This window comes from Streptomyces sp. NPDC003042, from assembly GCF_053591315.1.
Genome location: NZ_JBSFTP010000029.1, coordinates 33,418 through 59,006, shown reverse-complemented (window position 1 = coordinate 59,006; position 25,589 = coordinate 33,418). Strand labels below are relative to the sequence as shown.

At 70.9% G+C, this 25,589-nt stretch carries 27 protein-coding genes; 10 read left to right on the top strand and 17 right to left on the bottom strand.

The window, feature by feature from the left end; genetic code table 11:
* Window positions 1-65: 65 nt before the first annotated feature.
* The 7 genes from ACWDYJ_RS16975 to ACWDYJ_RS16945 all read right to left on the bottom strand — a co-directional run bounded on the left by ACWDYJ_RS16975 (window position 66) and on the right by ACWDYJ_RS16945 (window position 7,052).
* The gene (locus ACWDYJ_RS16975; RefSeq protein WP_451566334.1) at window positions 66-1,355 is read right to left on the bottom strand and encodes an ATP-grasp domain-containing protein; all 1,290 of its coding nucleotides are present in this window, start codon (window positions 1,353-1,355) and stop codon (window positions 66-68) included.
* Entirely contained in the window at window positions 1,348-2,571 is a 1,224-nt protein-coding gene (locus tag ACWDYJ_RS16970; protein ID WP_451566333.1) for an MFS transporter, read from the bottom strand. Before ACWDYJ_RS16970 ends, ACWDYJ_RS16975 begins: the two co-directional genes overlap by 8 nt.
* Complete coding sequence (locus ACWDYJ_RS16965) at window positions 2,564-3,130, bottom strand: RBBP9/YdeN family alpha/beta hydrolase (RefSeq protein WP_451566332.1); 567 nt, start codon at window positions 3,128-3,130, stop codon at window positions 2,564-2,566. Before ACWDYJ_RS16965 ends, ACWDYJ_RS16970 begins: the two co-directional genes overlap by 8 nt.
* A gap of 4 nt (window positions 3,131-3,134) precedes the next feature.
* Entirely contained in the window at window positions 3,135-3,950 is an 816-nt protein-coding gene (locus tag ACWDYJ_RS16960) for an arylamine N-acetyltransferase family protein (RefSeq protein ID WP_451566331.1), read from the bottom strand.
* A 24-nt stretch (window positions 3,951-3,974) separates the two neighbouring features.
* Window positions 3,975-4,922, bottom strand: a complete 948-nt coding sequence (locus tag ACWDYJ_RS16955; RefSeq protein WP_451566330.1) for a 2Fe-2S iron-sulfur cluster-binding protein — start codon at window positions 4,920-4,922, stop codon at window positions 3,975-3,977.
* The gene (locus ACWDYJ_RS16950) at window positions 4,919-5,920 is read right to left on the bottom strand and encodes a diiron oxygenase (RefSeq protein WP_451566329.1); all 1,002 of its coding nucleotides are present in this window, start codon (window positions 5,918-5,920) and stop codon (window positions 4,919-4,921) included. The genes ACWDYJ_RS16955 and ACWDYJ_RS16950 overlap by 4 nt, the downstream gene beginning before the upstream one ends.
* 256 nt (window positions 5,921-6,176) lie before the next feature.
* Window positions 6,177-7,052: a helix-turn-helix domain-containing protein gene (locus ACWDYJ_RS16945; protein WP_451566328.1), complete on the bottom strand. Its 876-nt coding sequence runs from the start codon at window positions 7,050-7,052 to the stop codon at window positions 6,177-6,179.
* Between the two features lie 169 nt (window positions 7,053-7,221).
* Here ACWDYJ_RS16945 and ACWDYJ_RS16940 point away from each other — a divergent pair, with 169 nt between their 5' ends.
* Both ACWDYJ_RS16940 and ACWDYJ_RS16935 read left to right on the top strand, forming a co-directional pair.
* A complete protein-coding gene (locus ACWDYJ_RS16940; RefSeq protein ID WP_451566327.1) occupies window positions 7,222-8,598 on the top strand; it encodes a beta-ketoacyl-[acyl-carrier-protein] synthase family protein in 1,377 nt (458 codons plus the stop codon).
* Window positions 8,595-8,996 carry a pyrophosphohydrolase domain-containing protein gene (locus tag ACWDYJ_RS16935; protein WP_451566326.1) on the top strand — a complete coding sequence of 134 codons (402 nt, stop codon included), beginning with the start codon at window positions 8,595-8,597 and terminating at the stop codon, window positions 8,994-8,996. The genes ACWDYJ_RS16940 and ACWDYJ_RS16935 overlap by 4 nt, the downstream gene beginning before the upstream one ends.
* Window positions 8,997-9,054: 58 nt before the next feature.
* On the opposite strand, the gene ACWDYJ_RS16930 is transcribed toward ACWDYJ_RS16935, so the two are convergent.
* Window positions 9,055-9,459, bottom strand: coding sequence for a hypothetical protein (locus ACWDYJ_RS16930; RefSeq protein ID WP_451566325.1), 405 nt, complete (start codon window positions 9,457-9,459; stop codon window positions 9,055-9,057).
* Between the two features lie 145 nt (window positions 9,460-9,604).
* Between ACWDYJ_RS16930 and sigJ the strand changes: the two genes are divergently transcribed.
* Window positions 9,605-10,558 carry an RNA polymerase sigma factor SigJ gene (sigJ, locus tag ACWDYJ_RS16925; protein WP_451566324.1) on the top strand — a complete coding sequence of 318 codons (954 nt, stop codon included), beginning with the start codon at window positions 9,605-9,607 and terminating at the stop codon, window positions 10,556-10,558.
* Between the two features lie 53 nt (window positions 10,559-10,611).
* On the opposite strand, the gene ACWDYJ_RS16920 is transcribed toward sigJ, so the two are convergent.
* The 3 genes from ACWDYJ_RS16920 to ACWDYJ_RS16910 form a co-directional block, all read right to left on the bottom strand.
* Complete coding sequence (locus tag ACWDYJ_RS16920; RefSeq protein ID WP_451566323.1) at window positions 10,612-11,235, bottom strand: isochorismatase family protein; 624 nt, start codon at window positions 11,233-11,235, stop codon at window positions 10,612-10,614.
* A 100-nt stretch (window positions 11,236-11,335) separates the two neighbouring features.
* On the bottom strand, window positions 11,336-12,328 hold the full coding sequence (locus ACWDYJ_RS16915; RefSeq protein ID WP_451566322.1) for a GlxA family transcriptional regulator: 993 nt from the start codon (window positions 12,326-12,328) through the stop codon (window positions 11,336-11,338).
* 143 nt (window positions 12,329-12,471) lie between these two features.
* The gene (locus ACWDYJ_RS16910) at window positions 12,472-14,982 is read right to left on the bottom strand and encodes a hypothetical protein (protein ID WP_451566321.1); all 2,511 of its coding nucleotides are present in this window, start codon (window positions 14,980-14,982) and stop codon (window positions 12,472-12,474) included.
* A 422-nt stretch (window positions 14,983-15,404) separates the two neighbouring features.
* Here ACWDYJ_RS16910 and ACWDYJ_RS16905 point away from each other — a divergent pair, with 422 nt between their 5' ends.
* The 3 genes from ACWDYJ_RS16905 to ACWDYJ_RS16895 all read left to right on the top strand — a co-directional run bounded on the left by ACWDYJ_RS16905 (window position 15,405) and on the right by ACWDYJ_RS16895 (window position 17,904).
* Entirely contained in the window at window positions 15,405-15,608 is a 204-nt protein-coding gene (locus ACWDYJ_RS16905; protein ID WP_004986771.1) for a cold-shock protein, read from the top strand.
* Window positions 15,609-15,962: 354 nt separating this feature from the next.
* On the top strand, window positions 15,963-17,522 hold the full coding sequence (locus ACWDYJ_RS16900; protein WP_451566320.1) for a DEAD/DEAH box helicase: 1,560 nt from the start codon (window positions 15,963-15,965) through the stop codon (window positions 17,520-17,522).
* Between the two features lie 67 nt (window positions 17,523-17,589).
* Complete coding sequence (locus tag ACWDYJ_RS16895; RefSeq protein ID WP_451566319.1) at window positions 17,590-17,904, top strand: SCO5918 family protein; 315 nt, start codon at window positions 17,590-17,592, stop codon at window positions 17,902-17,904.
* 91 nt (window positions 17,905-17,995) lie between these two features.
* Here ACWDYJ_RS16895 and ACWDYJ_RS16890 read toward each other — a convergent pair whose 3' ends face one another.
* Window positions 17,996-18,352, bottom strand: a complete 357-nt coding sequence (locus ACWDYJ_RS16890; protein ID WP_451566318.1) for a hypothetical protein — start codon at window positions 18,350-18,352, stop codon at window positions 17,996-17,998.
* A gap of 392 nt (window positions 18,353-18,744) precedes the next feature.
* Here ACWDYJ_RS16890 and ACWDYJ_RS16885 point away from each other — a divergent pair, with 392 nt between their 5' ends.
* Window positions 18,745-19,083 carry a MerR family transcriptional regulator gene (locus ACWDYJ_RS16885; RefSeq protein WP_451566317.1) on the top strand — a complete coding sequence of 113 codons (339 nt, stop codon included), beginning with the start codon at window positions 18,745-18,747 and terminating at the stop codon, window positions 19,081-19,083.
* 45 nt (window positions 19,084-19,128) lie between these two features.
* On the opposite strand, the gene ACWDYJ_RS16880 is transcribed toward ACWDYJ_RS16885, so the two are convergent.
* The 3 genes from ACWDYJ_RS16880 to ACWDYJ_RS16870 form a co-directional block, all read right to left on the bottom strand.
* The gene (locus ACWDYJ_RS16880; RefSeq protein WP_451566316.1) at window positions 19,129-19,599 is read right to left on the bottom strand and encodes a hypothetical protein; all 471 of its coding nucleotides are present in this window, start codon (window positions 19,597-19,599) and stop codon (window positions 19,129-19,131) included.
* Window positions 19,596-20,096 carry an RNA polymerase sigma factor gene (locus ACWDYJ_RS16875; protein WP_451566315.1) on the bottom strand — a complete coding sequence of 167 codons (501 nt, stop codon included), beginning with the start codon at window positions 20,094-20,096 and terminating at the stop codon, window positions 19,596-19,598. Before ACWDYJ_RS16875 ends, ACWDYJ_RS16880 begins: the two co-directional genes overlap by 4 nt.
* A gap of 97 nt (window positions 20,097-20,193) precedes the next feature.
* Window positions 20,194-21,243: an aldo/keto reductase gene (locus ACWDYJ_RS16870; RefSeq protein ID WP_451566314.1), complete on the bottom strand. Its 1,050-nt coding sequence runs from the start codon at window positions 21,241-21,243 to the stop codon at window positions 20,194-20,196.
* 96 nt (window positions 21,244-21,339) lie between these two features.
* Between ACWDYJ_RS16870 and ACWDYJ_RS16865 the strand changes: the two genes are divergently transcribed.
* Window positions 21,340-21,978, top strand: coding sequence for a TetR/AcrR family transcriptional regulator (locus tag ACWDYJ_RS16865; protein ID WP_451566313.1), 639 nt, complete (start codon window positions 21,340-21,342; stop codon window positions 21,976-21,978).
* Window positions 21,979-21,993: 15 nt separating this feature from the next.
* Here ACWDYJ_RS16865 and ACWDYJ_RS16860 read toward each other — a convergent pair whose 3' ends face one another.
* Window positions 21,994-22,386, bottom strand: coding sequence for a TOBE domain-containing protein (locus ACWDYJ_RS16860; RefSeq protein ID WP_451566312.1), 393 nt, complete (start codon window positions 22,384-22,386; stop codon window positions 21,994-21,996).
* Between the two features lie 161 nt (window positions 22,387-22,547).
* Here ACWDYJ_RS16860 and ACWDYJ_RS16855 point away from each other — a divergent pair, with 161 nt between their 5' ends.
* Entirely contained in the window at window positions 22,548-23,345 is a 798-nt protein-coding gene (locus ACWDYJ_RS16855; protein WP_451566311.1) for a SigB/SigF/SigG family RNA polymerase sigma factor, read from the top strand.
* Between the two features lie 19 nt (window positions 23,346-23,364).
* On the opposite strand, the gene ACWDYJ_RS16850 is transcribed toward ACWDYJ_RS16855, so the two are convergent.
* Entirely contained in the window at window positions 23,365-23,916 is a 552-nt protein-coding gene (locus ACWDYJ_RS16850) for an ATP-binding protein (protein WP_451566310.1), read from the bottom strand.
* A 297-nt stretch (window positions 23,917-24,213) separates the two neighbouring features.
* Between ACWDYJ_RS16850 and ACWDYJ_RS16845 the strand changes: the two genes are divergently transcribed.
* Window positions 24,214-25,563 (top strand): aminotransferase class III-fold pyridoxal phosphate-dependent enzyme, encoded by a 1,350-nt coding sequence (locus ACWDYJ_RS16845; RefSeq protein ID WP_451566309.1) that lies wholly within the window; start codon window positions 24,214-24,216, stop codon window positions 25,561-25,563.
* The last annotated feature ends 26 nt before the right edge of the window (window positions 25,564-25,589 follow it).

Sequence of the window (25,589 nt, the reverse complement as noted above, 5' to 3'; positions counted from 1 at the left end):
TCTGTCACGTCCGGCCCGACGCCGACCGTGAGGGTGTCCGGTGCTGTGGCCGCTCACAGCACCAGCTAGGTGCCGGGGACGACCTCGATGAGTGCGCCGCGGCGGTCCAGGTCGAGGACGTGGTCCAGGTCCCGCTCCAGCGCCTCGGGGTCCGCGTGGGCGAGGACCACGCGACCGTACGACGTGATCAGGTCGATCGTCTTCTCGATGCGGTCCCCCGGGGCCTGCTCGCAGGTGTCGAAGAGGTAGCTGTCGAGCTCCCGGCAGGACTCCCGGACGCGGTTCGCCGCGACCACTCCCCCCGCCGGGGCGGAGAGGAAGCATTCGACGACACTCCGCCGCAGGGAGGGCCGCACCCGGGTCCGGCGCTCGAACTCGTCCGGCGCCACCCGCGAGGCGAGGGTCAGGTCGATCACGGAGTGCGAGGAGGACTCCTCGACCAGCCTCGGGCCCAGTCCGCCGTGCATGCGGGCACCCGTCTCGATGAGGACCGGGCCGTCCTCGGTGAGGATGAGCTCGCTGTGGGCGGGGCCGTTCTCGATGCCCAACGCCGCGAGCACCTGCTCGACGTAGGCCACGATGCCGGGGTGGTCGCCGACGTCCACCGACGACATCGCGCGGTAGACGGGATTCCCGTCGACCGTCTCCTTCGTGTAGCGGAACATGTTGACGACGAACGCCGAGCCGTCCAGGGAGACCGAGTCGACGACGAACTCCGGCCCCACGAGCCGCTCCTGGACCAGGACTTCGGTGATGAGCTCACCGGCGAGGTCGTCCCGGCCGAACAGCTTCTCGCAGGCGGCCCGCACCTCGTCCAGGGACGAGCAGAAGAACACGCCGTCGGTGGCGAAGGACTTCACCGGCTTGACGACGTACTCGGCCAGTCCGCTTTCGGCGCACCACGCCACGGCGGACTCGGTGTCCTTGGCGAGATGGTGCGGGATGTACCGGACGCCCGCGTCGCGCAGTCGGCCCTGCATCAGGAACTTGTCGCGCCGGGCCTCGGACGAGCCCGTGTTCGGGCGCATCCCCCAGTGGGCGGCCAGGAGGTCGTACGCCTCCACCCCCGGCTCGGACCCGCAGATGAGGTACTCCGGCCGGCCGCCGCACAGGGCCTCGACCGCCCGGGCCGTCGTGAGGACGTCCGAGTAGCGCAGCTCCGCGACGAAGTCCTCGGCCGGGTACGTCGCGACGAGCGCGGCCGGCAGGGTCCGCGACGTCAGCACGGCGACGGAGTCCAGGCCGTACAGCTCCTTCGCGCGGCGGGCCAGAGCAGAACCGCTGGAGTACGGGTCCACCACCACGAGCTTCCCCGTGCCACCACCGCTCCGGATTCCACGATCGGCATCAGGCATTTTCCAGCACCTTCTCTTCGCTGTCGGCGCGGGGCGCGGGCTCCTCGCTCCGGACCATGGTCATCGCGAGCGACCCGATGAGGGCGCAGGCCGCCGAGACCCACAGGGCCGTCTGCCACCGACCGCCGTCGAGCAGGTCTCCGTAGACGGCGGCCGCGACCGCTCCGCCCAGGTAGAACGAGGACTGCCGCATGCCGATCGCGACCATCTGGCGCGCCGGCGCGAATCCCGACATGGCGACCGTGTCCAGGAGCGGCATCAGGCAGTAGTTGAACAGCAGCCGCAGCAGGTACAGCACGATGAAGACGGCCAGCGGGACCGCCAGCGACTGGAGCAGCAGGCCGAGGACGGCCAGGACGCCGAAGAAGGCGGCGCTCGGGCGCAGCGAGAACCGCTTGACCAGGACGGGCGCGAAAATGGCACCGAAGATGCTGACGATCTTGTCGGTGCCCAGGATGAGCGAGATGTCGCTCACCGAGATGTCGTAGATCTGCGAGAAGAGGACGTTGGCGAACCGGAAGAACAGCGCGATCGACGCGCCGAGGAAGCCGGCCGCCAGGAAGAGGGCCACGAAGTTGCGCTTCTCCACCGGCGCCCGGCTCTCCTCCTGCGAGGCCGCCGCGGCCGTCTTCGCGACCGTCCGCGCCGACGGGAGGCGCAGGACGAGCATCAGGCAGGCCGCCAGCAAGGACAGCAGCAGGAAGAAGCGGTACTTCTCCAGGTCGCTCGTGTGCAGCCAGCCGCTGACCACGGACACCAGGGCGGAGCCGATGACGCCGGCGCCCAGGTAGGAGATGAAGAACGCGCTGAACAGGCGGGTGCGGGAGGCCTGCGGGACCTGCGAGCCGGCGATCGCGTTGCCCACCGAGAGCAGGCCGAGCATGCCGGCGAGGATCAGGCTCAGGACGACGGAGGCCGAGGCGACCGAGGCGACGAACGGCAGAGCGGCGAACGGAACGGTGTAGAGCACCGACGCCCCGATGAGCAGTGTCCGCTGCGACATGTACCGGCCGAGGAAGAGCAGCGGGACGACCGCGACCGCCATGGCTCCGGTGGCGATGGCGTAGATCACCCCCGCGTCACCCGCGTTGATGCCGCGCTCGGCGAGGTAGAAGTTGAACACCACGTCGAAGATGGTGTTGGCGAGCCCCATGAAGAAGGACGCGGCCAGGTAGAAGTAGATGGGCCGTGGGACCGCGGACAGTTTGCTAAGCAAGGGAAGCACGCCCCTGGCTGGATTCGAGTACGTGCCCGGAGTGGCGCTCGATCAGCGCCGCCCCATGGCTCCACGGGCCGTAGCCGTCCCTGGTGGCCAGGTGCCCGCCGCCGGGGACGATCTCAACACTGCTTCCCCAGGTCTCCGCCAGTGCCAGACCCCGTTCCAGCGAGAGGAAGGGGTCGTTGTCGGAGACGACGAGGTGCGTCTTCATCGGCAGCCCGATGGTGGGCAGCGGTGCCTGCGGGCTGATGGCCGGCAGCGTGTCGGCCGCCTCGACATCGGCCGGGGCGACCAGGAGCGCCCCGACGACCCGCCTGTCCCAGCGCGTCGCCGCCCACTGTGCGACGGTCACCGATCCGCAGCTGTGGCCGATGAGGAAGACCTCCCCGTCGATGCCGCGCACGGTCTCGTCGAGCCGGGTGACCCAGCGGTCGCGGTCGACGGTCGCCCAGTCGTCCTGGACCACGCGGGAAAACCCCGCGTAGGTGTTCTCCAGATGCGTCTGCCAGTGGTCCGGGCCGGAACCGGTATACCCCGGTACGGTCAAATAGTGCATGGAATTACCTTTCGAGCCCGAGGTCCTGGAGGGGAACGCTGAGGCCGAAATGGAGCCCGAGCAGTTCTTGAAGCCGTACGCCGTCGTCGACGGGGGTGGTGGTGCTGCTGCCGTCCGCCACGATCGTGAGATGGCCGTCCCGGACGCTCACGCGGCCGTTGGGGGTGGGGATGCTCGCCACCTTGTGCTGGTTCAGCAGGCTGTTGGGCGACGCCGTCGTGTAGAAGTGCGCCATGTCCAGGTCCGCCGCCCCGACCGGGGCATCGACGAACCGGTAGATGTCCTGCCACTCGGCGGCGTTGACGGCGTGTTCGTGGATCGACACCGTCCAGACCGGGGCACCGCGGCCGCGGTCCAGGCTGACCCTGGTGGAGAGGGCGGGGTGGGTCAGCTGCTCACCGTCCGCCAGCCGGATCGGTCCTCTCGGGCCGCGGGCCCCGTATCCGATGTCGAAGAGCCAGCGCTCGGCGTCGAGCGTCACGATGAAGATCTGGTGGGTCGCCGGGCCCTTGGGGCTGACGCTGGCGCCCAGCCGGAGCTCGTAGTCGAATCCGCACTCGTCGAACAGCCGCTGCATCATCCGCCCCGTTTCGAAGCAGATGCCGCCGCGGCGGCGGTCCACGATCGTCTCGCGGAGCGCCTCATCGCTGAGGCCCCGCTCCGCGTTGCCGTGCATGCTGAAGTTCTCGAACGGGACGTTGTACAGGTGCGCTTCGTGGAGGTGCCGAAGGCAGTCGACGGTCGGCTCCAGGGGCGCACGGAGTCCGATCCGGTCGGCGTAGTCGGCGATGAGCTGGTTCACAGGGGTCTTTCTGGTCATGGTCGTGGGGGACTGTCGCCGACGTCAGACGTTGAGCACGAGCCGCGTGCCGATCGACTTGCTCACGCACGGGAGCATGTAGCTGGACTCGGCCTTCTCCTGGTCGGTGAGCACCTCGTCGCGGTGGTCGATCCGGCCGGTGCGGACCTCGACCTCGCAGGTCCCGCAGATGCCCTGCCGGCAGGACGACGGGACGCCCACACCGTTGCGGTTCAGCGCATCGAGCAGCGGCTGATGCTGGGCGGCCTCGAAGGTGATGCCGGTCTTGACGCATTCCACTTCGACGGAGCGGGGCATGCCGCCGGCGGCATCCGCAGACGAGCCGTCGGTGATCAGCTGCCGTGAGCCCGGAGCGCGCTCGACGGCGTCACGCACCGCCGCGACCATCCCGGCCGGTCCGCACACGCCGACGCTGCTGCCGACGGGGATGCCGGCGACGACCCCGTCCCAGTCCGGGCGGCCCTGGATGCCGGTGTCGAAGGTGACGACACTGCCGTTCTGCTCCCGCGCCAGCTCCTGAACGCGTTCGAGGAAGGGGAACTCCTCCGCGCCCCGGTCCACGTAGAAGAGCCGCCAGTCGCGCAACCGGCCACCGGACAGGACCGCGAGGATCGGGTTGATCCCCACGCCGCCGGCCACGAAGTGGGTGAAGGGGGTGGCGTCCTCGGCGGTGAAGTGTCCGCCCGGGGCCGAGACCCTGACGGATGCTCCGACGTGCAGGCGGGGCGAGAGGTGGTCGCGCCGACCGCCCCTGTGGCGGTTGCGGACGGCCAGCTCGTAGCCCTCGTCGCCGGACGCCAGGATCGTGTAGGTCATGTAGCGCGGTCCCACGCGCAGGGTGAGGTGCTGGCCGGGCACGGCGGCCGGCAGCGGCGCGCCGCCGGGCGCACCGGCGAGCCAGTACTGGGTGACGCTCGGTGTCAGGGCGCGCGCGGCCTGGACGGTCGCGGGCCGAACGGTCTCGGTCCTCACGCGATCAACCCCGATTCCTGGAACGCCTCGAGCGTTGCGGTGTGCTCCAGGGCCCCCGCCTCGACGAAGTACTGGAGGGTGGGCCCGGCGCCACGGCGCACATCGTCCACCACCTTGTCGCGCGTGTAGCAGTCGCTCATGATCTGTTCCACCTCGTGGCCGGCCAGGCCGGACGCCCTCAGTCCCAGAGCCGCGCTCGCGTAGTCCGGCTCCAGGAACGCGAAGATCAGCCGCGGGATGTACGGGCCCGCCAGCTCCCGCTCCCGCTTCGTCATCGCGGGCCACAGGAACCGCAGCAGCGTCGAGAAGTAGGAGTGGTGCTTGGCCTCGTCGACGGCGTGGTCGGCCACCATCTCGCGGACGCCCTCGGGGAGCCGCTTGTCCTGGGGCAGTTCGTCGAGGATCGAGGAGATGAGCGTCTCGCTGACGATGGCGAACAGCAGCTCGTCCAGGCCGCGGATCTGGCTCGGCAGCTCTTCGTGGATGCGCGCGAGCTCGGCCGTGAAGGTCGGCGTGTCCGGGAGGGCCGGGGCGATCCGCGTACGGTTGCGGACCTCGCGCAGGATCTCGTACGTGAACTGCGCGTGCCAGGCCTCGTCCGTCACGATCTTGAAGGCGTCCAGCAGCATGTGCTCGGGCAGGTCGAGTCCCGACATGCCGCGACTGATGTGGCCGGTGACCGGGATGACCGCGCTCTGCTCCAGGTCGATCGTGAACTTGAGGTATTCGTAGAGGCGGTGGACCAGGACGGTCTCACGGACGCGCGGCTCGGCCTGCTCCAGGATCGGGTGCGAGAGGGCGGGGACGAGCTCCGGGCTGAAGAACAGTTCTCCGTCGCCTTCCAGGACCCGCGTCGGGCTGTTTCGGACGGTGGCGACTCGCTCCCAAGTACGGAAGCGGCTGCGGTAGTCGGCTTCGACGAAAGCCTGGTCGAGGCGATTCTGGTGCCGGCGGGCGAGAACAGTCCGGTTCGCCGTTCTCGCGAATTGCAGTGCCATGTTCAAAACCTTCATGTGACTGCTCAGGCCGTCGTGTGACCTGTATTGGTGGTGTCGTTGGCTGGAGGATGTCCATCGACACAAGTGCCCGTCAAGCGGCAGAAGTTTGCCGCTGTACGGAGTTGTCCGGTTCGTCATCATTGGGAAAACGTCGAATCGGACAAATGAAAGGCGACCGGCAAATGTTTGCCGGTCGCCGGTCGAAGAGAGCGCGTAAGCGGCAAATGTTTGCCGCTTACGGCCGTATGGGGCCGTGTTAGAGTGTTCGCAATTCCGCCGAACTGCCCTTCTGCTGCGGGGGGATACGAGGATGCGCGGACAGGACGGGGTTCTGCGGCAGCAGCATGACGCAGCGCATTCCGTGCTGGTAGGCGGGGAGGAGCACCTGCGAGGTGACGGTGATCTGTTCGGATGAGACGTGGGGAAGGCTCAGCCGGTAGCGGTGACCCTGGCGGAAGGCGATGACCTTCGGTCCCCGCGCCCAGATCAGACGGCATTCGGGATCCTGCAGGATCCGCTGGAGAAGACGGTCGAGCGACGCCTTGTCGGAGCCAGTGGCCATGGCGAAGCGAAGCATCGCGAGATAAATCTCGGCGTGGTGCCGCCAGTCCAGCATCTGTTCACGGGCCTTTTGGCAGGTCAGCGCCCAGTGCATGAGATTGGCACCCGGTTCGCGCACCCAGGGAAACCAGGTGGCCATCAGGGTGTTGTAGCCCAGGATGTTCCAGCTGCCGTCCGTGAGATAGGCGGGGAACTGGGCCTGCCCCGTGACCAACCGCAGCAGCGCGAGCTGGTCCTCGGCCGCACCCTCGTCATCCACGAGGGCGACGCTGGCGCCGTCGAGGGCGTGGCTGTACAGGACCATCCGCTCGTCGGGACCCAGCACCAATGCCTCGGAAAGCCGGCCCAATATGTCACTGGAAAGCGATACGGAATCCCCCGATTCCAGGCTTCGATACCAGCGCTCGCTCACACCCATGAGTTCGGCAACCTCCTTCTGGGAAATTGCCTTTCCCCGCCGCAGCTTTACACCTGCGTCAACTCGCCAGGTGCGGAGGAGCTGCGGCAACTCCAGGGTCTGAAGGGTGGGGTCGGGCGCAAAAGGGCGATGGTGAACGCCACTTGTCCCCATGGTTAACTCTCCCCGCGATGGTGGTAATCGACTCATGGTCTGACGTCGCAGTGTACAGCGCGACATATGTCTCAGAGCCTTGCGCGAACACCCGCGAAGCCGCTTTCATGCAACCAACTGCCCACCACCCCACGGCGGTTGAAAGAGTGCAACAGGAAAGCAGATCACCATGTACCAGCCGACCCCACCCCACGGCCGGCCAGTCGAAGTGACCCAGGCAACAAAGCGGCGGGTCGTTATTACCGGTCTGGGTGCGATCACACCCCTCGGTGTCGGCGTTCCGGACCTGTGGCACGGGCTGCTCGAAGGACGAAGTGGCGTGCGGTGCTTGGAGGGTGAGGAGTTCGCCGGTCAGCCCGTGCGCATCGCCGGGACCGTGCCCGAAGACCCCGCCGAGCTGCTGCCCCGACCCCAGGCACGGCGGATGAGCCGAGCCTCCCAGTTCGCGGTGGTCGCCGCCCGCGAGGCATGGCGCGACGCGGGCTTCGCCGCATCCGGGACCGTCGGCAGCGGCATCGACCCGAGCCGGGTCGGCGTGTCCGTCGGCACCATCATCGGCGGCGCCCCCGTCCTGGTCGACGGTGACCGCCGACTGCGCGACAAGGGACCGCGGGGCGTTTCCCCGCTCACCGCTCCGATGACCGTGCCGTCCCAGCCGGCCGCCCAGATATCCCTCGACCTGCGGATCACCGGCGAGGCACGCACCGTCGTCAGCGCCTGCGCCTCGGGCACCGAAGCCATCGGGCAGGCCATCGACCGCATCCGCCACGGGCACCTCGACATGGTCCTGGCAGGGGGCACGGAAGCTGCCGTCACCCCGTCGGTGATGGCTTCCTTCGCCGCCATGCGTGCCCTGTCCACCCGTAACGACGAGCCCGAGCGGGCCTCCCGCCCGTTCGCCAAGGACCGCGACGGCTTCGTCCACGGCGAGGGCGCCGGGCTGCTCGTCCTGGAGGCGGAGGAGCACGCCCTGGCGCGCGGGGCACGCGTCTACTGCGAGGCGGCGGGCTGGGGCCTGTCCGCGGACGCCCACCACCTCGTCGCACCCGACCCCTCGGGTGACGGGATCGTCCTCGCGCTGCGCCGCGCGCTCGCCGACGCCGGATCCGTACCGGGCGACGTCGTCCACATCAACGCGCACGCCACCGCCACCGTGGACGGGGACCTCGCCGAGGCCACGGCCCTGCGACGGCTCCTGGACGAGCGCGGAGCGCGGGCGCCCCGGGTCCCCGTGACGGCCGTGAAGGGCAACCTGGGCCATCTCCAGGGAGCCGCGGGTGCGGTGGCGGCCGTGGTCGCCGCCCTCACCCTCGACCACGGGTGCGTCCCGCCCACCATCGGATGCGACGACCTCGATGACGCCTGCGACCTGGACGTGGTCACGCACGTGCCGCGCCACCTGCCGGCCGCCGGCGACGTCGTCCTGAGCAACTCCTTCGGCTTCGGCGGCCACAACGCGGTCCTCGCCCTCCGCCGCGACGGCTCGGACCGCAGTGACCGCAGTGACCGCACGGACCGCACGGAAGAAGGCGAGACAGCCGCATGACCGACAGCACCCCCGCTCCCACTCCCCAGGAGCTGGTGCGCGCGTTCCACCGGGCCTTCGGCCTCGATGTCGGATCCACCCCCGCCAACGTCACGCCGGAACTGGCCCGGCACCGCCAGGTCCTCCTGGAAGAGGAAGTGGCCGAGCTCGCCGAGGCGACAGCCTCCGGCCACCTGGCGGACATCGCGCACGAGCTGGCCGACGTGGTCTACATCGCGTACGGGACCGCCGCCGTGCACGGGATCGACCTCGACGCGGTCCTGGCCGAGGTCCACCGCGCCAACATGTCCAAGCTCGGCCCGGACGGCCGCCCTTCGTACCGCGAGGACGGGAAGGTGCTCAAGGGCGCGTCATACCGTCCGCCGCAGGTCGCCGACATCCTGCGCGAGCAGTCCTGACACGCGGCAAGCGTGCCACCGCGTGCCGGTCAGGGCGGTAGAGCAGGGCGCGCGGCGGCTACGGCCGGGTGTCTGAGCGCTGCGACAAGCGGGTGGACAGTACCTGGCCCAGCGCCAACATGCTCAGGCCGAACATCAGGATGCCCAGGGGGACATGGAGCGACGGCATGTGCGCGATGCCCAGCACCACCTGCACCGATGCGAGTACGAGGAAGCCGGATGCGTAGAGGACGGGGCGGGGTGACCCGCCGCCCGGCCGCCACGCCAGGATCGCGGCGAGCACGTACAGCATCGACGCGCCGTACATCACGCGCGATCCGGCGTCGTGCAGCACCGCGCCGAGGGACGAGGACAGCAGCATTCCGGCGGTGACCGCCTGGAAGAAGAGGGACAAGGTCTGCAGGGCGATCGCGACCCGCAGGAACGTGAATCTGCCCTGTACTGCCGTCGTCGGTGTGGCCATGACGTGGCCTCCTCTTCTGCCTCGCGGCGGTGGGTCGGTAGTGTCTCGGTGGTCCGACGACGTGGGTCCGCGAAATGTGAGGCGGAGCGCGGACCAAGTGCCGAGAGCGGAAGCGGACGAGAAGAACCAGGGAGCGGTCGCGACCATGAGCACACCGTCCGAGCCAGGGCGCGACCGGTCCGAGCCGGGCCTGGGCGCGATCGTCGGTGAGCGACGCCGGCTGATCAACCTCGCCTACCGGCTGCTCGGTTCGCTGGCCGAGGCCGAGGACGCCGTGCAGGAGACCTACGCCCGCTGGTTCGCGCTGTCACGGCAACAGCGGGAGGCCATCGAGTCGCCGGGCGCCTGGCTGACGACGGTGGCCGGCCGCGTCTGCCTGGACGTGCTCGGCTCGGCGCGGGTCCGCCGCGAGCGCTACGTCGGCGCATGGATACCCGAGCCGCTGCCCGACCGTACGGAGTGGCTCGGCGGGCGGACGGGCGGCGGCAGGGCCGCGCCGGCCGACCCCGCCGACCAGGTCACCCTGGACGAGTCGGTGAACATGGCCTTCCTCGTCGTACTGGAGTCGATGACGCCGGCCGAACGCGTGGCGTTCATCCTGCACGACGTCTTCCGGTACCCCTTCGCCGAGATCGCCGAGATCGTCGGCCGGACGCCCGCGGCCTGTCGGCAGCTGGCGTCCTCGGCCCGTCGACGTATCGGCGCCGCGCAGGCGTCGGCGGCTGCGACGGCCGGGCAGGCCGGCCTGGTGCGGCATTTCAAAGAGGCGTGGGAGGCCAGGGACATCAAGACCCTCGTCGGCCTCCTCGACCCCGACGCCACGATGACCGCCGACGGCGGCGGCCTGGTCGGCACCGTCCTGCGCCCGGTCGAGGGCAGTGAGCGCATCGCCCAGTACCTGATCCACATCGCAGACAAAGCCCCTGGACTGACGCTCCTGGAGCGGACGGTCAACGGCAGGCCCGGCCTGGTCGCCCAGCACGCCGGTGTCACCGTGACCGTGGCGGCGTTCAGCCTCGCCGACGGCCGCATCAGTCGCATCTGGGCGGTACGCAACCCGGAGAAGCTCCGTGCGTGGACCGAGAACGGACAGAGCTGACCGGGCGCCATGGATCCGACACCGCGCCCGGTCAGCCGAGGAAGGACTCGGATTCAGGCGGGGAGGGTGTCGACGGTGGGGACGACGGTGCCGAAGAGGTCGGTGATCGCGGTCAGGGCGGCGGCCTGGAGGGTGGCGGCGGGCAGGACGGTGCCGTCCGGGGCGGTGAGGGCGCGGGTGGCCGTGGTCTCGGCGACGACCGTGGGCCGGTAGCCGAAGTTGAAGGCGCCCTGGGCGGTGTAGTTGACGCACATGTGCGTCATGAAGCCGGCCAGCACCAAGTCCTTGCCGCTGCCCGGGGCGGCGTCCAGGTCGGTGAGGGTCTTCTCCAGTTCGGTGAGGTGGAAGGAGTTGGGGAACTGCTTGACCACGACCGCCTCGCCGTCCGCCGGGGCGACTTCGTCGCTGATGGCGCCGATGTGGGCGCGGATGTCGTACGGGGTGTTCTCGCCGCCGTCGTTGATGACGTGGACGACCGGGATGCCCGCGGCGCGGGCGCGCTCCAGCAGGCGGGCGCCGGCCGCGAGGGCTTCCTCGGCACCTTCCAGGGCCATGACGCCGGTGCGGTAGGTGTTCTGGAAGTCGATCATGATCAGGACGGAGTCGCTCAGCTTGGGCGGCTGGTTGTCCAGGCCGATGACGTCGCGCAGGGTCGTGGAGGGCTGGTTCGTGCTCATGGGGTGCCTTTCATGGAGGAACGAGGCATGGAGGAACGGAGGCATGGAGGGACGGAGGCATGGCGAAGCTCACCGCCAGGCGTCTTCAGGGGGTCGGGCGTCAGACGGTCTGGGTGCGGAAGCGGCGGCGGTAGGCGGCGGGGGTGGTGGCGAGCTGGCGTCTGAACGCGCGGTGCAAGGTTTCGGCCGAGCCGAGCCCGGCCAGGTCGGCCACCTGGTCGAGGGGGTGGTCGGTGCTCTCCAGGAGCCGGCGGGCCGCTTCCACCCGGGCGGCTTCGACGTAGTCGGCCACCGTGGTGCCCGTCTCCTGTTTGAACACCCGGGCGAAGTGCCGCTCGCTGAGGCACATCCGGGCCGCCAGAGGAGCCGCGGACAGATCGTCACCGAGGTGGTCGGCGATCCACAGGCGCAGCTCGTCGATGTCACGGCGAGAGGTGGCGGGGCGGCTGAGCGGCACGGAGAACTGGCTCTGGCCGCCCTGGCGCTTGAGGTACATCACCAGTTGCCGCGCCACCGCCAGGGCGACGTCCTCACCCTGGTCCTCGGCCACCAGGGCCAGGGCGAGATCCAGGCAGGCGCTGATCCCGGCCCCGGTCCACAGCCGGCCGCGGTCGGTCCGGACGAAGATCGGATCCGGGTCGACCGTCACGGCCGGGTGGTCGGCGGCGAGCTGGGCGGCGGTCGACCAGTGGGTGGTCGCCGTCTTCCCGTCCAGCAGCCCTGCCGCCGCCAGCACGTGCGCGCCCACACACACCGACGCCACGCGCCGGGCGTGTGGGGCGGTCGCCTTCACCCACTCCACGACACCGTTGTCGATACGGGCGACCGGGCCCGCCTCGGTCATGTCGACCGCGCCGGGCACGAGCAGGGTGTCCACGCGCCCGCCGACTTCTTCGAAGGTCAGGTCGGGCAGCAGCCGCACCCCTGCCGACGTACGGACCGCACCGGCGACCGGCCCGGCCAGGCGGACCTCGTAGCCGGCGCGGCCCGCGGTCTCCCGGTTGGCCAGCGCGAAGACCTCGGCCGGGCCGGTGACGTCGAGGAGATCGACGTCGGGGAAGACCGCGATGACGACACGGTGCGAAGTGGGCATGAACCCATCCTCAGCGCGGCCGCCCATGGCCGCAATGACGATTCCCCGTCACATCCGGACATGGATGCCATGCGTGTGAAGGATCCCCTGCGGAACGCGGTCCTCGACACCCGGTACCGGTACCGCATCGGTACAACCGGCCGTCACGCCTCAGCGGTCGTGATCGTCTGCGCGTACAGGCCGTCGGTGGGCAGGCTGATGTGCAGCGGCTGCTGCGCCGAGTACCCGGTCGCGTAGTAACGGTGCAGCGCCTCGGGGGTGTCCGTGCCTCCGAGTCCGAGGAACGAACCGGCCGTCACCCGGAACACCAGCGAATTGCCGACGATCGCGACGGGATCGTGATCGACCACGGCTGCCACGCTCACGGCGGGCGCGCTCGGCAGGTGGAAGCCGTCCAGCAGCGTGAGCAGCCGGTCGCGGTCCATGTGCGACCAGATGGCCTTGTGGTAGTGCTCCACGTGCTCGTTGAGGTGCTGCACCAGCTCCTGGGCTGCGCGGCTCAGCGCCAGCTGTTCGTCCTCGCGCTCCCAGGGATCCGGCGGCGCGGACACGACGGCGCCGGACGGGTCCAGCAGGCCCGACTCCACCGTGACCAGGTCCGGGGTGCCCGGGGAGACGCCGACGGAGTGGCGGAAGGTGTCCGTCTGGTACTCGAACGACATACGGGTCAGGTGGGCGACCGAGCCCGGCGGCAGGTCACCCGTGGCCAGGACCCGCCAGGAGGACAGCAGCTCACGCGTCACCCGCTGCCCGGCCGGCACGGGCACCGAGAAGTCCACCCGGACCTGGCCGTCGCACTGGCGGCCGCTCGCCAGTCCGAAGTCCGCGCGCAGCGACTGGCCGCTCGCCGACAGCCGCAGGCCGTCCACCCAGCCCGCCGCGATCCGGGAGGCGTCCTCCCGCGGGAGCTGCCGGTCGGGCCGCTCCTCGGCGAGCGTCAGGAAGAGGGAGCCGGCGATGTGCCGGACCGGCTGGTCGCAGCGGCGCCCGGCCGGGATGCCCGACTGGCTGAAGCCGGTCACCACGTCGTCCAGGTGTGCCAGCGCCCGCGCGTGGCGCTGGTCGCGCAGCCCCGCCCGGATCGACTCGCGCCAGCGGTAGGCGCGCAGCAGGGTGAAGGGGCTGACGGCGAACGGCACGAAGACGCATTCGCGTACGCCGGTGAAAACGGTCTCGACCCGCAGGCGCCGCAGGATCCGGTGGTGGATCACCGTCAGCGCGTGGCCGTGGTCGTCGTTGCGGACCACCTCGGTGGTGCCGGTGACCGCCTCCTCCCGGCCGACCTCCGAGACGACGACGGCGCTCTCCGCGCGCCGCAGGGACTCGGCGACGCACCGCGTCGTCTCCCGCAGCCGCCGCTCCTCGTCGGCCACGGCGCGGGGGCCGTCGTCCTGGGCGGAGCCGGACGAGGCGGTGCTGTGCCCGCCGCCGCCGCCGATGAGGAACGGGCCGACCGTACCGTCGGCCTCCCCGGCGACCGCGCCGCGCGCCCACGCGTCGAGGCTCGCCCGCACCTCGTCCTCGTAGTCCCGCTCGCCGATGACCGTGCCGGAGGCGGCCTCCCGGTCCCGCAGGACCTTCCGGATCCGCTTCGACCGGCCCGGAGCGAGGGTGAGCGTACTGGCGACCGTGCCCGGGGAGTGTCCGTCGGACCGCCAGCGCAGCGCGTACTCCAAGATGTGTCCGCGGGTGATCGCGGCGGCCTCGTCGGCACTGGGCCACGGGCTGTCGACGAACCGTGCGGGGCGGCCGGGGGAGACGTCACGGATCTCCGGGTCGAGGACGAGGAGGCCGCTGCCGCGGAGGGTGGGGTCCGGGTCGGCGCTGGGCTGCTCGACGCGCAGGACGACGTTGAAGCGCCGCTCGCCGAGGACGCGTTCGGGGTCCTCGGCGACCTCGGCGACCTCGGCGAAGGGCGGAAGCGCGAGGGCGAAGCGCCGGGACGCGGGCTTCGACAGATCGTCCGGCACGATGCCGAGGGCCGAGCGGCTGCCGGACAGCCACCACACCCACGCGTCGTACGTGCCCTCGGCGAACTCCGCCGCGAATGCGCCGTCGGCGCCCAGACGGCTCGGAGTCCAGGACAGGCTGCCGTACCCGGACCAGGGCACGGCGAGCTCGACGGCCATGGCGGTGGTGGTGGCGGCCGGGGTCCGGCTGCCGAACAGCGCGTCCAGCCCGGCCGCCTGCCAGTCGGTGGCGAGGGTGAGCGGTGCGACCTCCAGGCGGGCGGTGGCGAAGTCGACCGGTGCGTCGCCCACCGGTACGAACCGTCCGGCCCGGGCGACCACCGTCGCCGGCCCGGCCGCCGCCGGCTCGGTCGGCAGCGGGTCGGCCTCCGCGAGTGCCGCCGTGTCGGCCGCGCTGAGCTCGACGTCGACCTGGTCGTCCCCGGACGGGGCGGTCGCCCGGCGGATCAGCCGGGGCCGTCCCGAGTCGGCGAGGAAGACCAGCTCGATCGTGCTGCCGGGGGCCACGTCAGGGAGGGTGACCGAGCCCTTCAGCGAGGCGTCGAGGGTGATCCGTACGGTGTCACGCGCGCTCGGCGGCAGCCCCTCGGTCTTCTCGAAGGCCTTGAGGTACGCGATCTCCACCGGCTGCGGGCGCTGCTGGACGGCAGCCCGGGCGCGGATGTCCAGGACGATCTCGGCCATGCCTACCTCCAGGTCGCCTCCGGCGGTTTCCCCACCGAGTATTCGCCGGGCGGACCGGATGTGCCGCGCCGTGTACCGCCGTGCGGGGGCGCCCGGCCACCAGAACCGGGGCGCGGCGCCGTTGCGCTGCTGGCGAATCAATATATCTGTGCTCGCCGTGTGAGGGTTTAGCGAGCCCCGCGGAGAGGGTTTTTACCCCGACGGGCGGAGTGGAATTGTTCACCCCACACGGACGGCCATGACGTGCTACTGTCGATCTCAGTTGCAGTTGTGGTTCCCAAAACTTCAAGTGCCCCCGCTCGGCTTCGTGCCGGTGGGAGCGCTTTTGTATTTCCGGTCATTTCCGGTCGGGGTAATCATCGCGGCGACAACGGCATCCGCACAGTGCGGAGGCCGGTGTACTGCCCCAAAGGAGATATGACATGGCTACTGGTACCGTGAAGTGGTTCAACGCGGAAAAGGGTTTCGGCTTCATCGAGCAGGACGGTGGCGGCGCTGACGTCTTCGCCCACTACTCGAACATCGCCGCCCAGGGCTTCCGCGAGCTGCTCGAAGGCCAGAAGGTTTCCTTCGACATCGCGCAGGGCCAGAAGGGCCCGACGGCCGAGAACATCGTTCCGGCCTAACGCTGACGCGTACTTCGTAGCTGGGGCCCGCATCCTTCGGGGTGCGGGTCTCAGCTGCACGCATTTCAGGGCTCAGCCCTCTCCGTCGCCCCGCAGTGGTTCCACCTGCGGAACGATGTCGAGGAATCCGCGATCGCATCACACGCGGATGTCCCCCCGAGCTCCTCTCGGTCGACGCCCCGGATTTCACGTCCGGAACGCGTCACTCATCTCAGCACCTGTGCCCACAGAAATTCCAGTCGGCCAGAGTCGCTTTCGCTTCAGCTTTCGAGTCGGCCCGCTTCTTGCAATTCTCCGCGCTGCACACCGCTGCGGGAATTCCTTGATACGTGCCGCTATCAAGGAAGGTTCCGTATGAACCGCATGCGCACGAATGAACGCTCCCCCCGCACCCGCAGCGCCGGCTACGGCTCGAGCTACGGATCCAGCTCCGGATCCGGTTCCAGCTACGGATCGAGCTCCGGCTCGCGTTCCGGCTCCGGCTCCGGCTCCGGCTACGGGTCGAGCTCCGGCGGCCGCTCCGCCGCCCCCCGCCGTTCGGGCGGCTACGGACGTCGGCCCGCCGCCGTCCAGGGTGAGTTCGCCCTCCCCAAGACGATCACCCCGGCCCTGCCCGCCGTCGAGGCCTTCGCCGACCTCGACATGCCCGCGCCGCTGCTGGCCGCGCTCGGCGCCGAGGGCGTGAGCATGCCGTTCCCGATCCAGGGGGCCACGCTGCCGAACACCCTCGCCGGCCGTGACGTCCTGGGCCGTGGCCGTACCGGCTCCGGCAAGACCCTTGCCTTCGGTCTCGCGCTGCTGGCCCGTACGGCCGGACAGCGCGCCGAGCCCCGCCAGCCGCTGGCGCTGATCCTCGTACCCACCCGCGAGCTCGCGCAGCAGGTCACCGACGCGCTCACCCCGTACGCCCGCTCGGTGAAGCTGCGGCTCGCCACGGTGGTCGGCGGGATGTCGATCGGCAAGCAGGCCGGCGCCCTGCGCGCCGGGTCGGAAGTCGTCGTCGCGACGCCGGGCCGGCTCAAGGACCTGATCGACCGCGGCGACTGCCGCCTCAACCAGGTCGCCATCACCGTCCTGGACGAAGCGGACCAGATGGCCGACATGGGCTTCATGCCCCAGGTCACGGCGCTCCTCGACCAGGTGCGCCCCGAGGGCCAGCGGATGCTGTTCTCCGCCACCCTCGACCGCAACGTCGACCTGCTCGTCCGCCGCTACCTGACCGACCCGGTGGTCCACTCCGTCGACCCGTCCGCGGGTGCGGTCACCACGATGGAGCACCACGTCCTGCACGTGCACGGCGCCGACAAGCACCGGGCGACGACCGAGATCGCGGCGCGCGACGGCCGGGTGATCATGTTCCTGGACACCAAGCACGCGGTCGACCGGCTGACCGAGCACCTGCTGACCAGCGGCGTACGCGCCGCCGCCCTGCACGGCGGCAAGTCGCAGCCCCAGCGCACGCGGACCCTGGCGCAGTTCAAGACCGGGCACGTGACCGTGCTGGTGGCCACCAACGTCGCGGCGCGCGGCATCCACGTCGACAACCTCGACCTGGTCGTCAACGTGGACCCGCCGACCGACCACAAGGACTACCTCCACCGCGGCGGCCGTACGGCCCGCGCCGGCGAGTCCGGCAGCGTCGTCACCCTGGTCACCCCCAACCAGCGCCGTGACATGATCCGCCTCATGGCGGACGCCGGGATCCAGCCGCAGATCACCCAGGTCCGCGCCGGCGAGGCCGAGCTGAACCGCATCACCGGCGCGCAGGCTCCGTCTGGCGTCCCGGTCGTCATCACCGCCCCGGTGAGCGAGCGCCCCAAGCGCAGCGGCGGGACCTCCCGCGGCCGCCGCGGCACCGGGTCGGCGGCCCGGCGCGGCACCGGCCGTCCGTCCTCGTTCAACGCCGCGGCGTAGCGCGGCCCGCGGCCCGACCCGGCCGCACCCCGATGAGATCGTCCCTCTCTTCCCCCTGTGAGGCATCATGCGCTGCGTCATCGCACGTTTCCCGTTCGACCTGACCAAGGCCGGCGTTCTGGAATCGATGAAGGGCATCAAGCCCGAGCCGGTCACGGGCGATTCCGTGATCATCGGCCGCCGCCAGTACCCGGTCAAGCAGGTCGGCCAGGTCATCACCCGACAGGACCGGCGCGACTTCAGCGCCGGCGAGGTCATCCGGGCCATGACGGCCCTCGGCTTCACCTGCCGCGGCCTTCCCGAGGCCCCGGCGCCCGCGCGGGCGGCGCTCACCCCGCTCCAGAGGGCTTCGGCGATGCTCGGCGCCACGGCGTCCGTCTAACGACGGGGACGGCGGCGCGGAGCCGCCACGGAACAGCGAAGAGGGCCCGACCGGCACATGCCGGTCGGGCCCTTTCGCGTATCGCCGTGCCTCAGTCGGAGTAGCTGAAGTCGCCCATGGTCCAGGCGCTGACGTCGTCGATCGAGACGCGGTACATCCCGCCCGTCTCAGGGATGCCGACCGTGCCCTGGAGGATCCGGGCGACGTGGAAGTGCAGATGGGTGGGCGGTCCGTCCTTGCGCGTAGGGGCCGTGAAGATCGCGGAGAACTCGCCCAGGCGGGCCGAGTCGGTCAGGACCTCTGACACGCGCTGTCTCCACACGGCTTCGGGGGCCAGTCGTCCGGTGATGACAGCGCCACCGGTCACGACGGTCAGGGACATCTGATTGCTGTGCCCGGACTCCACCATCGCGGCGACGTCAACGAGCAGCTCGTCAGGCTTCGACATGAAAGCCGAGTCTATGCACCGGTGGGCCTCCCGGCCGCTCCTGCGGCGGCCTGCTCCGTTCGAAGTGGATTGCCTGCTCGTCGAACGCAAGAAAATCTATCCTCGCCACAGTAGACATTGCCCAACAGCGCGATTATGGTTTCTGTCGTAGTCGAGATCGAAGAGTCCTGGTTCACCCAGAGGAAGAACGGAGGAGGCAGACACCATCAGGATCCCCGGGCGCGCAGCCGCCGGCCCGGGTACCGCACGGCCCCGGAATGGAAGGTGGTCCCCGGTCACGTATCCAGTAGGTCGGCGCAGCGCTAAGGCCGACAGATGGTGTTGAATTTCCTTCGGGGCCTCGGTGCCGTGCGCACTGAGGCCCCTCGACGCATTCCCAAGAAGAGGTGCAGATGACAGCGGATGATTCGCTCGGTGGGCGGCTGGACGACGATGACTACCCCGCGTACACGATGGGCCGGGCCGCCGAACTGCTCGGCACGACCCCCGGTTTCCTGCGCGCCATCGGAGAGGCCCGCCTGATCACTCCGCTGCGCTCCGAGGGCGGGCACCGACGCTACTCCCGCTACCAGCTGCGCATCGCCGCCCGCGCCCGGGAACTGGTCGACCAGGGCACGCCGGTCGAGGCCGCGTGCCGCATCGTCATCCTCGAGGACCAGCTGGAAGAGGCCCAGCGCATCAACGCCGAATTCCGCCGCGCCGCCGGCACCGCCCACGACAGCTCGTCCTGAGGCGGGCGGACGGCCCCCGCGGCACACGGCAGCCGGGGTCGTCCGTCATGCGAGGTCGAGCCGGTCGGTGAACCGCTTCAGCGCCCTGGCGCCCAGCGGGTCCATCAGGGGGTGCAGCGCACGGTCGACCAGGCGGATGCCGGGGATCCGCAGGGCGCCGAAGAAGGCGAACCGGGTGCCCTCCCCCTCCGCGACCGCGGCCATGCCTCCGACGACGAAACGGCTCTGCATCAGGCACCAGCCCGGCCGCAGCACGATGTCGAACCGCGCCCGCGGGCCCAGGCGGCCGCGGGCGCGGGCTTCGAGGCGTTCCCCGGCCCGGGAGGTCACGGTGAAGGTGCCGATGTCGCTGATCAGCCGCGGCATCTGCTCTTCGAGGTCGGAGGCGAGCGCCCACACCCGGTCGAAGGGCGCGTCGATCAGGTCCTCGGCGAAGGCCGCGCCCGGAGTGGTGCGGGCGATCACCCGGAGCCTGCGGACGGCGTCGAGTTCGGCGACCGGCCAGGAGTCGTTCAACGTTCCCACGCCTTCCGGAAGGTGCGGCGGGCCCGGAACAGCCGGGTCCGCACGGTGGTTTCGGGGACGCCGAGGAGCGCGCTGACGGCATGCTCGTCCAGCCCTTCGAGATCGCGCAGGACCAGGACGGCCCGGTGCGCAGGGGAGAGCCGTTCCAGTACGTCGCGCACATCGGCGGCGAGCTGCGGGTCGCCGCGCGCCGGGACCTCGTCGAGCGGGTCCGCGACGGTCCGCGCTCCCGCACGGGCGATCCGAACGGCCTCCCGTACGGCGATCACCCGCGCCCAGCCGAACAGGGCCGCCGGCTCGCGGAGACCGCCGATACCGCGGAAGATCACGATCAGCGCCTCCTGCGTGGCGTCCGGCCCGTCCTGGAGCGCGATGGGCCCGCACAGCCGCCCGACGTACGGGGTGAGCAGGTCCAGCAGCTCCTGGACGGCCAGCCGGTCACCGCGCTGGGCGGCGCCCACGAGCGCGGGCAGGTCGGGCGGTGTCATGCGGGCCTCTTCCTCCTCGACGGCGCCCCGGGGGCCTCGCGGCCTCGGGAAGGAAGAGGGGGCGGACCGGCCGGACATTCCCGTGACCCGCGTCACATCAGGAGGCCGGGCCCGCGATCATCGGCGGGTTGAGTCGTGCGAAGCCCTCCTGGCGCTCGTAAGGGAAGTGCGGGTACGGCGCCGGCTTGTGGCTCGCGGCGTCGAGGCGGGCCGTCTGCTCGGACGTCAGACTCCAGCCGACGGCGCCGATGTTCTGGCGGAGCTGCTCCTCGTCGCGCGCGCCGACGATGACCGAGGAGACGGTGGGCCGCCGCAGCAGCCAGTTGATGGCCACCTGGGGGATGGTCTTCCCCGTCTCCTTGGCCACCTCGTCGAGGGCGTCGACCACGTCGTAGAGGTACGCGTCCTCCACGGGCGGGCCGTAGTCGGCGGTCCGGTGCAGGCGGCTCTGCTCCGGCAGCGGGTGGCCTCGGCGCAGCTTGCCCGTCAGGCGGCCCCATCCCAGGGGGCTCCACACCATGGCGCCGACGCCCTGGTCGTGGCCGAGCGGCATCAGCTCCCATTCGTAGTCGCGGCCGACGAGCGAGTAGTAGACCTGGTGGGCGACGTAGCGGGGGAAGCCGTGCCGGTCGGAGGCGGACAGGGATTTCATCAGCTGCCAGCCGGCGAAGTTGGAGACGCCGACGTAGCGGATCTTGCCGGCCCGCACCAGCTGGTCGAGCGTGGAGAGCACCTCCTCGACCGGGGTGGCGGCGTCGAAGGCGTGCAGCTGGAAGAGGTCCACGTAGTCGGTGCCGAGGCGGCGCAGGGCGTCCTCGGTCGCCTTGATCAGGCGGGAGCGGGAGGTTCCCGCGTCCGTGGGCCCGTCGCCCATCGGCAGGCCGGCCTTGGTCGACAGCAGGACCTGGTCGCGCCGGCCCTTGACGGCCTGGCCGAGCACCTCCTCGGAGGCTCCGGCCGAGTACACGTCGGCGCTGTCGAACATGGTGATGCCCGCTTCCAGGCAGATGTCCACCAGTCGGCGGGCCTCCTGCGCGTCGGTGGTGCCCCAGGCCCCGAAGAGCGGACCCTGCCCGCCGAAGGTGCCGGCTCCGAAACTCAGAGCGGGAACCTTCAGACCGGACGTACCCAGCTGCCTGTATTCCATGACGGATCCCTCCAGCGAACAGTAATGGCACCGCAGACCCTTTAAGGTGATCTCAACGTAACAGGAGATCAGCACTAATGGAACCGGAGACCCGTTATGGCGCCCCATGATGCCGCCGCCGAGCCGGGAACCGTCCGCCCCGGAGGCCGTACGGCACGAGTTCGGGCGGCGGTCCTGGAGGCAGCCGGGGACACCCTGGCCGAGCAGGGTTTCCACGCGCTGGACCTGGCCGAGATCGCCCGCCGCGCCGAAGTCGGCAAGACGACCGTCTACCGCCGCTGGGGGACGGTGGCCGGACTCGTCGCCGACCTGCTGACCGACATGGCCGAGCAGTCGCTGCCGCGCACCGAGACCGGCTCGCTGCTCCAGGACCTGCTGGCCAACGCCGCTCTCGTACGGCGCACCCTGGCCGACCCACGCCAGGGAGCCCTGTTCAAGGCCGTGATCGCGGCGGCCACGAGCGACGAGAGGACGGCCGAGGCCCTGCACCGCTTCTACGAGGTCCGCGTCCAGGAGTGGGCGCCCTGCGTCGAGCAGGCCGTCGAGCGGGGGGAGCTGCCGCGGGACACCGACGCCGCCGAGGTGATCCGCGCCGTCTCGGCCCCGCTCTACTACCGCTTCCTGACCACCGACGCGCCCCTCGACGAGGCGGCGGCGCAGCGAGCCGCGCGGGCCGCCGTCGCGGCGGCGCGCGCCGGGGCCTTCACGGGCGGGGCGGGCGCCCCCCTCGGCTGAGCGGCCGGGCCGCCGTCAGGTGCGGTCGACGAACACGCTGGTCGACTTCACGCGGGCGGTGGCCCGCATTCCGACCTCGAGGCCGAGCTCCTCCACCGCTTCACGGGTCAGCAGGGACACCACCCGGTGGGGCCCGGCCTGGATCTCCACCTGTGCGCTGACCGAGCCCAGCTTGATGCGGGTCACGATCCCCGGAAAGGCGTTGCGGGCCGAGGTGTACGGGGCGTCCTCGTCCTCGGCGGCCTCCTGGGCCACCTCGACGCAGAAGGCCGCCAGGTCGGGCCCGTCCACGATCCTCCGGTTGCCCTCGCGGCGGGTCGGGAAGCGGCCCGCGTCCGCCCAGCGGCGCGCGGTGTCACTGCTGACGCCGAGCAGCCGGGCTGCCTGGCCGATCGTGTAGGACTCCATGGGCGGCAGCCTAGCCAGGCCTGGCCCGGCCCCTCCCCCGGCGCCGACCTGGACGAAATCTACGGGTTTCACTGCGCTTGTCCGGGTATATCCATCTGGACAGCGACCGCGCATGACGACGGCCCCCACCCCGGGACCCTCCGTCCGAGGAGCGCAGAGCGATGGATCGTACAGACCTCACAGATGTCACGACCCACGAGGCCAGGGCCCTGTCGGTGGCCCTTTTCCGCAGGCTCGCCGAACTGGAGGAGGGTACGAAAGAGTACTCATACGTCCGCAACACCCTCGTGGAGCTCAACCTGAGCCTCGTGAAGTACGCCGCCCGCCGCTTCCGCGGCCGGAGCGAGCCGATGGAGGACATCGTCCAGGTGGGCACGATCGGACTGATCAAGGCCATCAACCGGTTCGACCCGGCGCGCGGGGTGGAATTCACCTCGTTCGCGATGCCGACGATCACAGGAGAGATCAAGCGGTTCTTCCGCGACACCAGCTGGGCCGTCAAGGTCCCCCGCCGGCTCCAGGAGCTGCGGATCGACACGGCCAAGGCGCACGACGCGCTCGAACAGGACCTCGGCCGCGAGCCCACCGACGCCGAGGTGGCCGAGCAGCTGGACGTCACGCCCGAGGAGTTCAGCGAGGGCCGCAAGGCGGCGCGCGCCTACTCCGCGCGCTCGCTCGACGCTCCGGCGCAGGAGGACGCCGAGCGTGACCCGTACGTCGAGCGGCCCTCGCTCGGCGAGGAGGAGCCGGCGTACGACCGGATCGAGTGCCTGGAGTCCCTCAAGCCGATGCTGGCCGAGCTGCCACCCCGGGAGCGGGCGCTGCTGGCGCTGCGGTTCGGGCAGGAGCTGACGCAGTCCGAGATCGGCGACCGGCTCGGCCTGTCCCAGATGCACGTGTCCCGGCTGCTGAACCGGACGCTGAGCCGGCTGCGCGGCGGCCTCCTGACCGACGCCTAGGCCTGCCGGAGCCCCGGGCTCAGGTGCCCGGCGCCGGGGTCGGGGTCGGCGCCGGGGTCGGGGTCGGCGCCGGGGTCGGGGTCGGCGCCGGGGTCGGGGTCGGGGTCAGGCTCGGGTTCGGGGTCAGGCTCGGGCTCGCGGCTGATTCGGGGCTCGGCTTCGGGCTGGGGCCGGGGCCGGGGATCTCAAGCCACACCGTCTTGCCGTGGCCCTCGGTTCCGGAGGGTTCCCATCCCCAGCTCTTCGCGAGCCGCTCCAGCAGGACCAGTCCGTAGCCTCCGGGCCGCGCCCGGTCGCCCGGCAGCCGGCGGTGCGGGATCTCGGGGCTGTCGTCGCTGACCTCGACGCGCAGCAGTCCCGGGCTGTGCCGCAGGACCAGTTCGCGCGGGCCGCCGGCGTGCAGGCAGGCGTTGGTGACGACCTCGGAGACGAGCAGGAGCGTGTCGTCCACCGCATCCGCGCCGGGCGGCCACCGCCAGTCCACGAGTGCCCTCCGGGTGAAGTCCCGGCACCGGGTGACGACCCCGGCCGTGGCGCCGCCCAGGACCAGCCTCCGTGTCTGCTCGGCCACAGGCTCTCCCGTCTCCGCACCCGTTCCCCCCGGCGCCGCACCTACCCCCGGCCAGGAACGGACAACCCCCATTTTCCCGCACCACCGGCGTCCGAGTCGGTCGCGGAGGGGCGACACGCAGGTCAGGAGGGGCGGGCCGGGCCATTCTCCCCCGCGGAGCGGCCGCCGGGCCACGCCGAGCCGGGCCCGTCGGCCCCGTCGAACGCCGGGCCTTCGGTCCGCCAAGTCCCCCGCCCGGCCCCAGCGCGGCGGAGGAGGCAGACCCGGGTCCACATCATGGACAACTACGCTCAGGACATGAACGCAGAAGCCGACGCCCTCGCCGCCGTGAAAGACGCCGACCGGAAGCACGTCTTCCATTCCTGGTCGGCGCAGGAACTCATCGACCCGCTCGCCGTGGCGGGAGCCGAGGGTTCCCACTTCTGGGACTACCAGGGCAATCGCTATCTCGACTTCTCCAGTGCGCTCGTCTACACCAACATCGGCTACCAGCACCCCAAGGTGGCCGCCGCCATCGCGGAGCAGGCGGCCAAGCTCTGCACCGTCGCGCCCGGTTTCGCCGTGGACGTCCGCTCGGAGGCGGCCCGGCTGATCGCCGAGCGCACCCCCGGCGACCTCGACAAGATCTTCTTCACGAACGCGGGGGCCGAGGCGGTCGAGAACGCCGTACGCATGGCCCGGGTGCACACCGGCCGCCACAAGGTGCTCTCCGCCTACCGCTCGTACCACGGCGCCACCTCCGCCGCGATCAACCTGACCGGTGACGCACGCCGCTTCGGCAACGACAGCGCGACCGCCGGTGTCGTGCACTTCTGGGGGCCGTTCCTCTACCGCTCGCCCTTCCACGCGGCGACGGAGGCCGAGGAGTGCGAGCGCGCCCTGCGCCACCTGGAGGACACCATCGTCTTCGAGGGGCCCCAGTCCATCGCCGCGGTCATCCTGGAGACCGTCGGCGGCGCCCCCGGCGTACTGGTGCCGCCGTCCGGCTACCTGGCGGGCGTGCGCGAGCTCTGCGACCGGTACGGCATCGTCTTCATCCTGGACGAGGTCATGGTCGGCTTCGGGCGGACGGGCACGTGGTTCGCCGCCGAGCACTGGGACGTCACCCCCGACCTGCTCTGCTTCGCCAAGGGCGTCACCAGCGGCTACGTGCCGCTCGGCGGCGTCGCCATCTCCGCCGCGATCGCCGAGACCTTCGCCCGCCGGCCCTACCCGGGCGGGCTGACGTACTCCGGGCACGTGCTGGCCTGCGCCGCCGCCGTCGCGACGATCAACACGATGGAGGAGGAGGGCATCGTCGAGCAGTCCGCCCGCACCGGCGCCGAGCTGCTGGGCCCCGGCCTGCGCGCGATCGCCGAGCGGCACCCCTCGGTCGGGGAGGTCCGGGGCCTGGGCACCTTCTGGGCGCTGGAACTCGTACGGGACGCGCGGACGCGCGAGCCGCTGGTGCCGTACAACGCCGCCGGGAGCGACAACGCGCCGATGGCCGCTTTCGCCGCGGCGTGCAAGAAGGGCGGCCTGTGGCCGCTGACCGCCGGGAACCGCATCCACGTCGCCCCGCCCTGCAACGTCTCCGCGCAGGACGTGGCCACGGGGCTGACGATCCTCGACGAGGCCCTGTCGGTCGCGGACGCGCACATGGCCTGACCTGCACGGCTGTGCGGTCGCCCAAT

What these genes read in the sequence shown, in the direction of transcription:
- ACWDYJ_RS16895 (WP_451566319.1), top strand. Translation starts at nt 17,590, where the DNA reads ATGCGCTGCGTCATCGCACGTTTCCCGTTCGACCTGACCAAGGCCGGC.
- ACWDYJ_RS16870 (WP_451566314.1), bottom strand. Translation starts at nt 21,243, where the DNA reads ATGGAATACAGGCAGCTGGGTACGTCCGGTCTGAAGGTTCCCGCTCTG.
- ACWDYJ_RS16860 (WP_451566312.1), bottom strand. Translation starts at nt 22,386, where the DNA reads ATGGAGTCCTACACGATCGGCCAGGCAGCCCGGCTGCTCGGCGTCAGC.
- ACWDYJ_RS16890 (WP_451566318.1), bottom strand. Translation starts at nt 18,352, where the DNA reads ATGTCGAAGCCTGACGAGCTGCTCGTTGACGTCGCCGCGATGGTGGAG.
- sigJ (WP_451566324.1), top strand. Translation starts at nt 9,605, where the DNA reads ATGAGCACACCGTCCGAGCCAGGGCGCGACCGGTCCGAGCCGGGCCTG.
- ACWDYJ_RS16930 (WP_451566325.1), bottom strand. Translation starts at nt 9,459, where the DNA reads ATGGCCACACCGACGACGGCAGTACAGGGCAGATTCACGTTCCTGCGG.
- ACWDYJ_RS16950 (WP_451566329.1), bottom strand. Translation starts at nt 5,920, where the DNA reads ATGGCACTGCAATTCGCGAGAACGGCGAACCGGACTGTTCTCGCCCGC.
- ACWDYJ_RS16905 (WP_004986771.1), top strand. Translation starts at nt 15,405, where the DNA reads ATGGCTACTGGTACCGTGAAGTGGTTCAACGCGGAAAAGGGTTTCGGC.
- ACWDYJ_RS16940 (WP_451566327.1), top strand. Translation starts at nt 7,222, where the DNA reads ATGTACCAGCCGACCCCACCCCACGGCCGGCCAGTCGAAGTGACCCAG.
- ACWDYJ_RS16885 (WP_451566317.1), top strand. Translation starts at nt 18,745, where the DNA reads ATGACAGCGGATGATTCGCTCGGTGGGCGGCTGGACGACGATGACTAC.
- ACWDYJ_RS16855 (WP_451566311.1), top strand. Translation starts at nt 22,548, where the DNA reads ATGGATCGTACAGACCTCACAGATGTCACGACCCACGAGGCCAGGGCC.
- ACWDYJ_RS16910 (WP_451566321.1), bottom strand. Translation starts at nt 14,982, where the DNA reads ATGGCCGAGATCGTCCTGGACATCCGCGCCCGGGCTGCCGTCCAGCAG.
- ACWDYJ_RS16845 (WP_451566309.1), top strand. Translation starts at nt 24,214, where the DNA reads ATGAACGCAGAAGCCGACGCCCTCGCCGCCGTGAAAGACGCCGACCGG.
- ACWDYJ_RS16960 (WP_451566331.1), bottom strand. Translation starts at nt 3,950, where the DNA reads ATGACCAGAAAGACCCCTGTGAACCAGCTCATCGCCGACTACGCCGAC.
- ACWDYJ_RS16920 (WP_451566323.1), bottom strand. Translation starts at nt 11,235, where the DNA reads ATGAGCACGAACCAGCCCTCCACGACCCTGCGCGACGTCATCGGCCTG.
- ACWDYJ_RS16865 (WP_451566313.1), top strand. Translation starts at nt 21,340, where the DNA reads ATGGCGCCCCATGATGCCGCCGCCGAGCCGGGAACCGTCCGCCCCGGA.
- ACWDYJ_RS16965 (WP_451566332.1), bottom strand. Translation starts at nt 3,130, where the DNA reads ATGCACTATTTGACCGTACCGGGGTATACCGGTTCCGGCCCGGACCAC.
- ACWDYJ_RS16935 (WP_451566326.1), top strand. Translation starts at nt 8,595, where the DNA reads ATGACCGACAGCACCCCCGCTCCCACTCCCCAGGAGCTGGTGCGCGCG.
- ACWDYJ_RS16945 (WP_451566328.1), bottom strand. Translation starts at nt 7,052, where the DNA reads ATGGGGACAAGTGGCGTTCACCATCGCCCTTTTGCGCCCGACCCCACC.
- ACWDYJ_RS16875 (WP_451566315.1), bottom strand. Translation starts at nt 20,096, where the DNA reads ATGACACCGCCCGACCTGCCCGCGCTCGTGGGCGCCGCCCAGCGCGGT.
- ACWDYJ_RS16915 (WP_451566322.1), bottom strand. Translation starts at nt 12,328, where the DNA reads ATGCCCACTTCGCACCGTGTCGTCATCGCGGTCTTCCCCGACGTCGAT.
- ACWDYJ_RS16975 (WP_451566334.1), bottom strand. Translation starts at nt 1,355, where the DNA reads ATGCCTGATGCCGATCGTGGAATCCGGAGCGGTGGTGGCACGGGGAAG.
- ACWDYJ_RS16900 (WP_451566320.1), top strand. Translation starts at nt 15,963, where the DNA reads ATGAACCGCATGCGCACGAATGAACGCTCCCCCCGCACCCGCAGCGCC.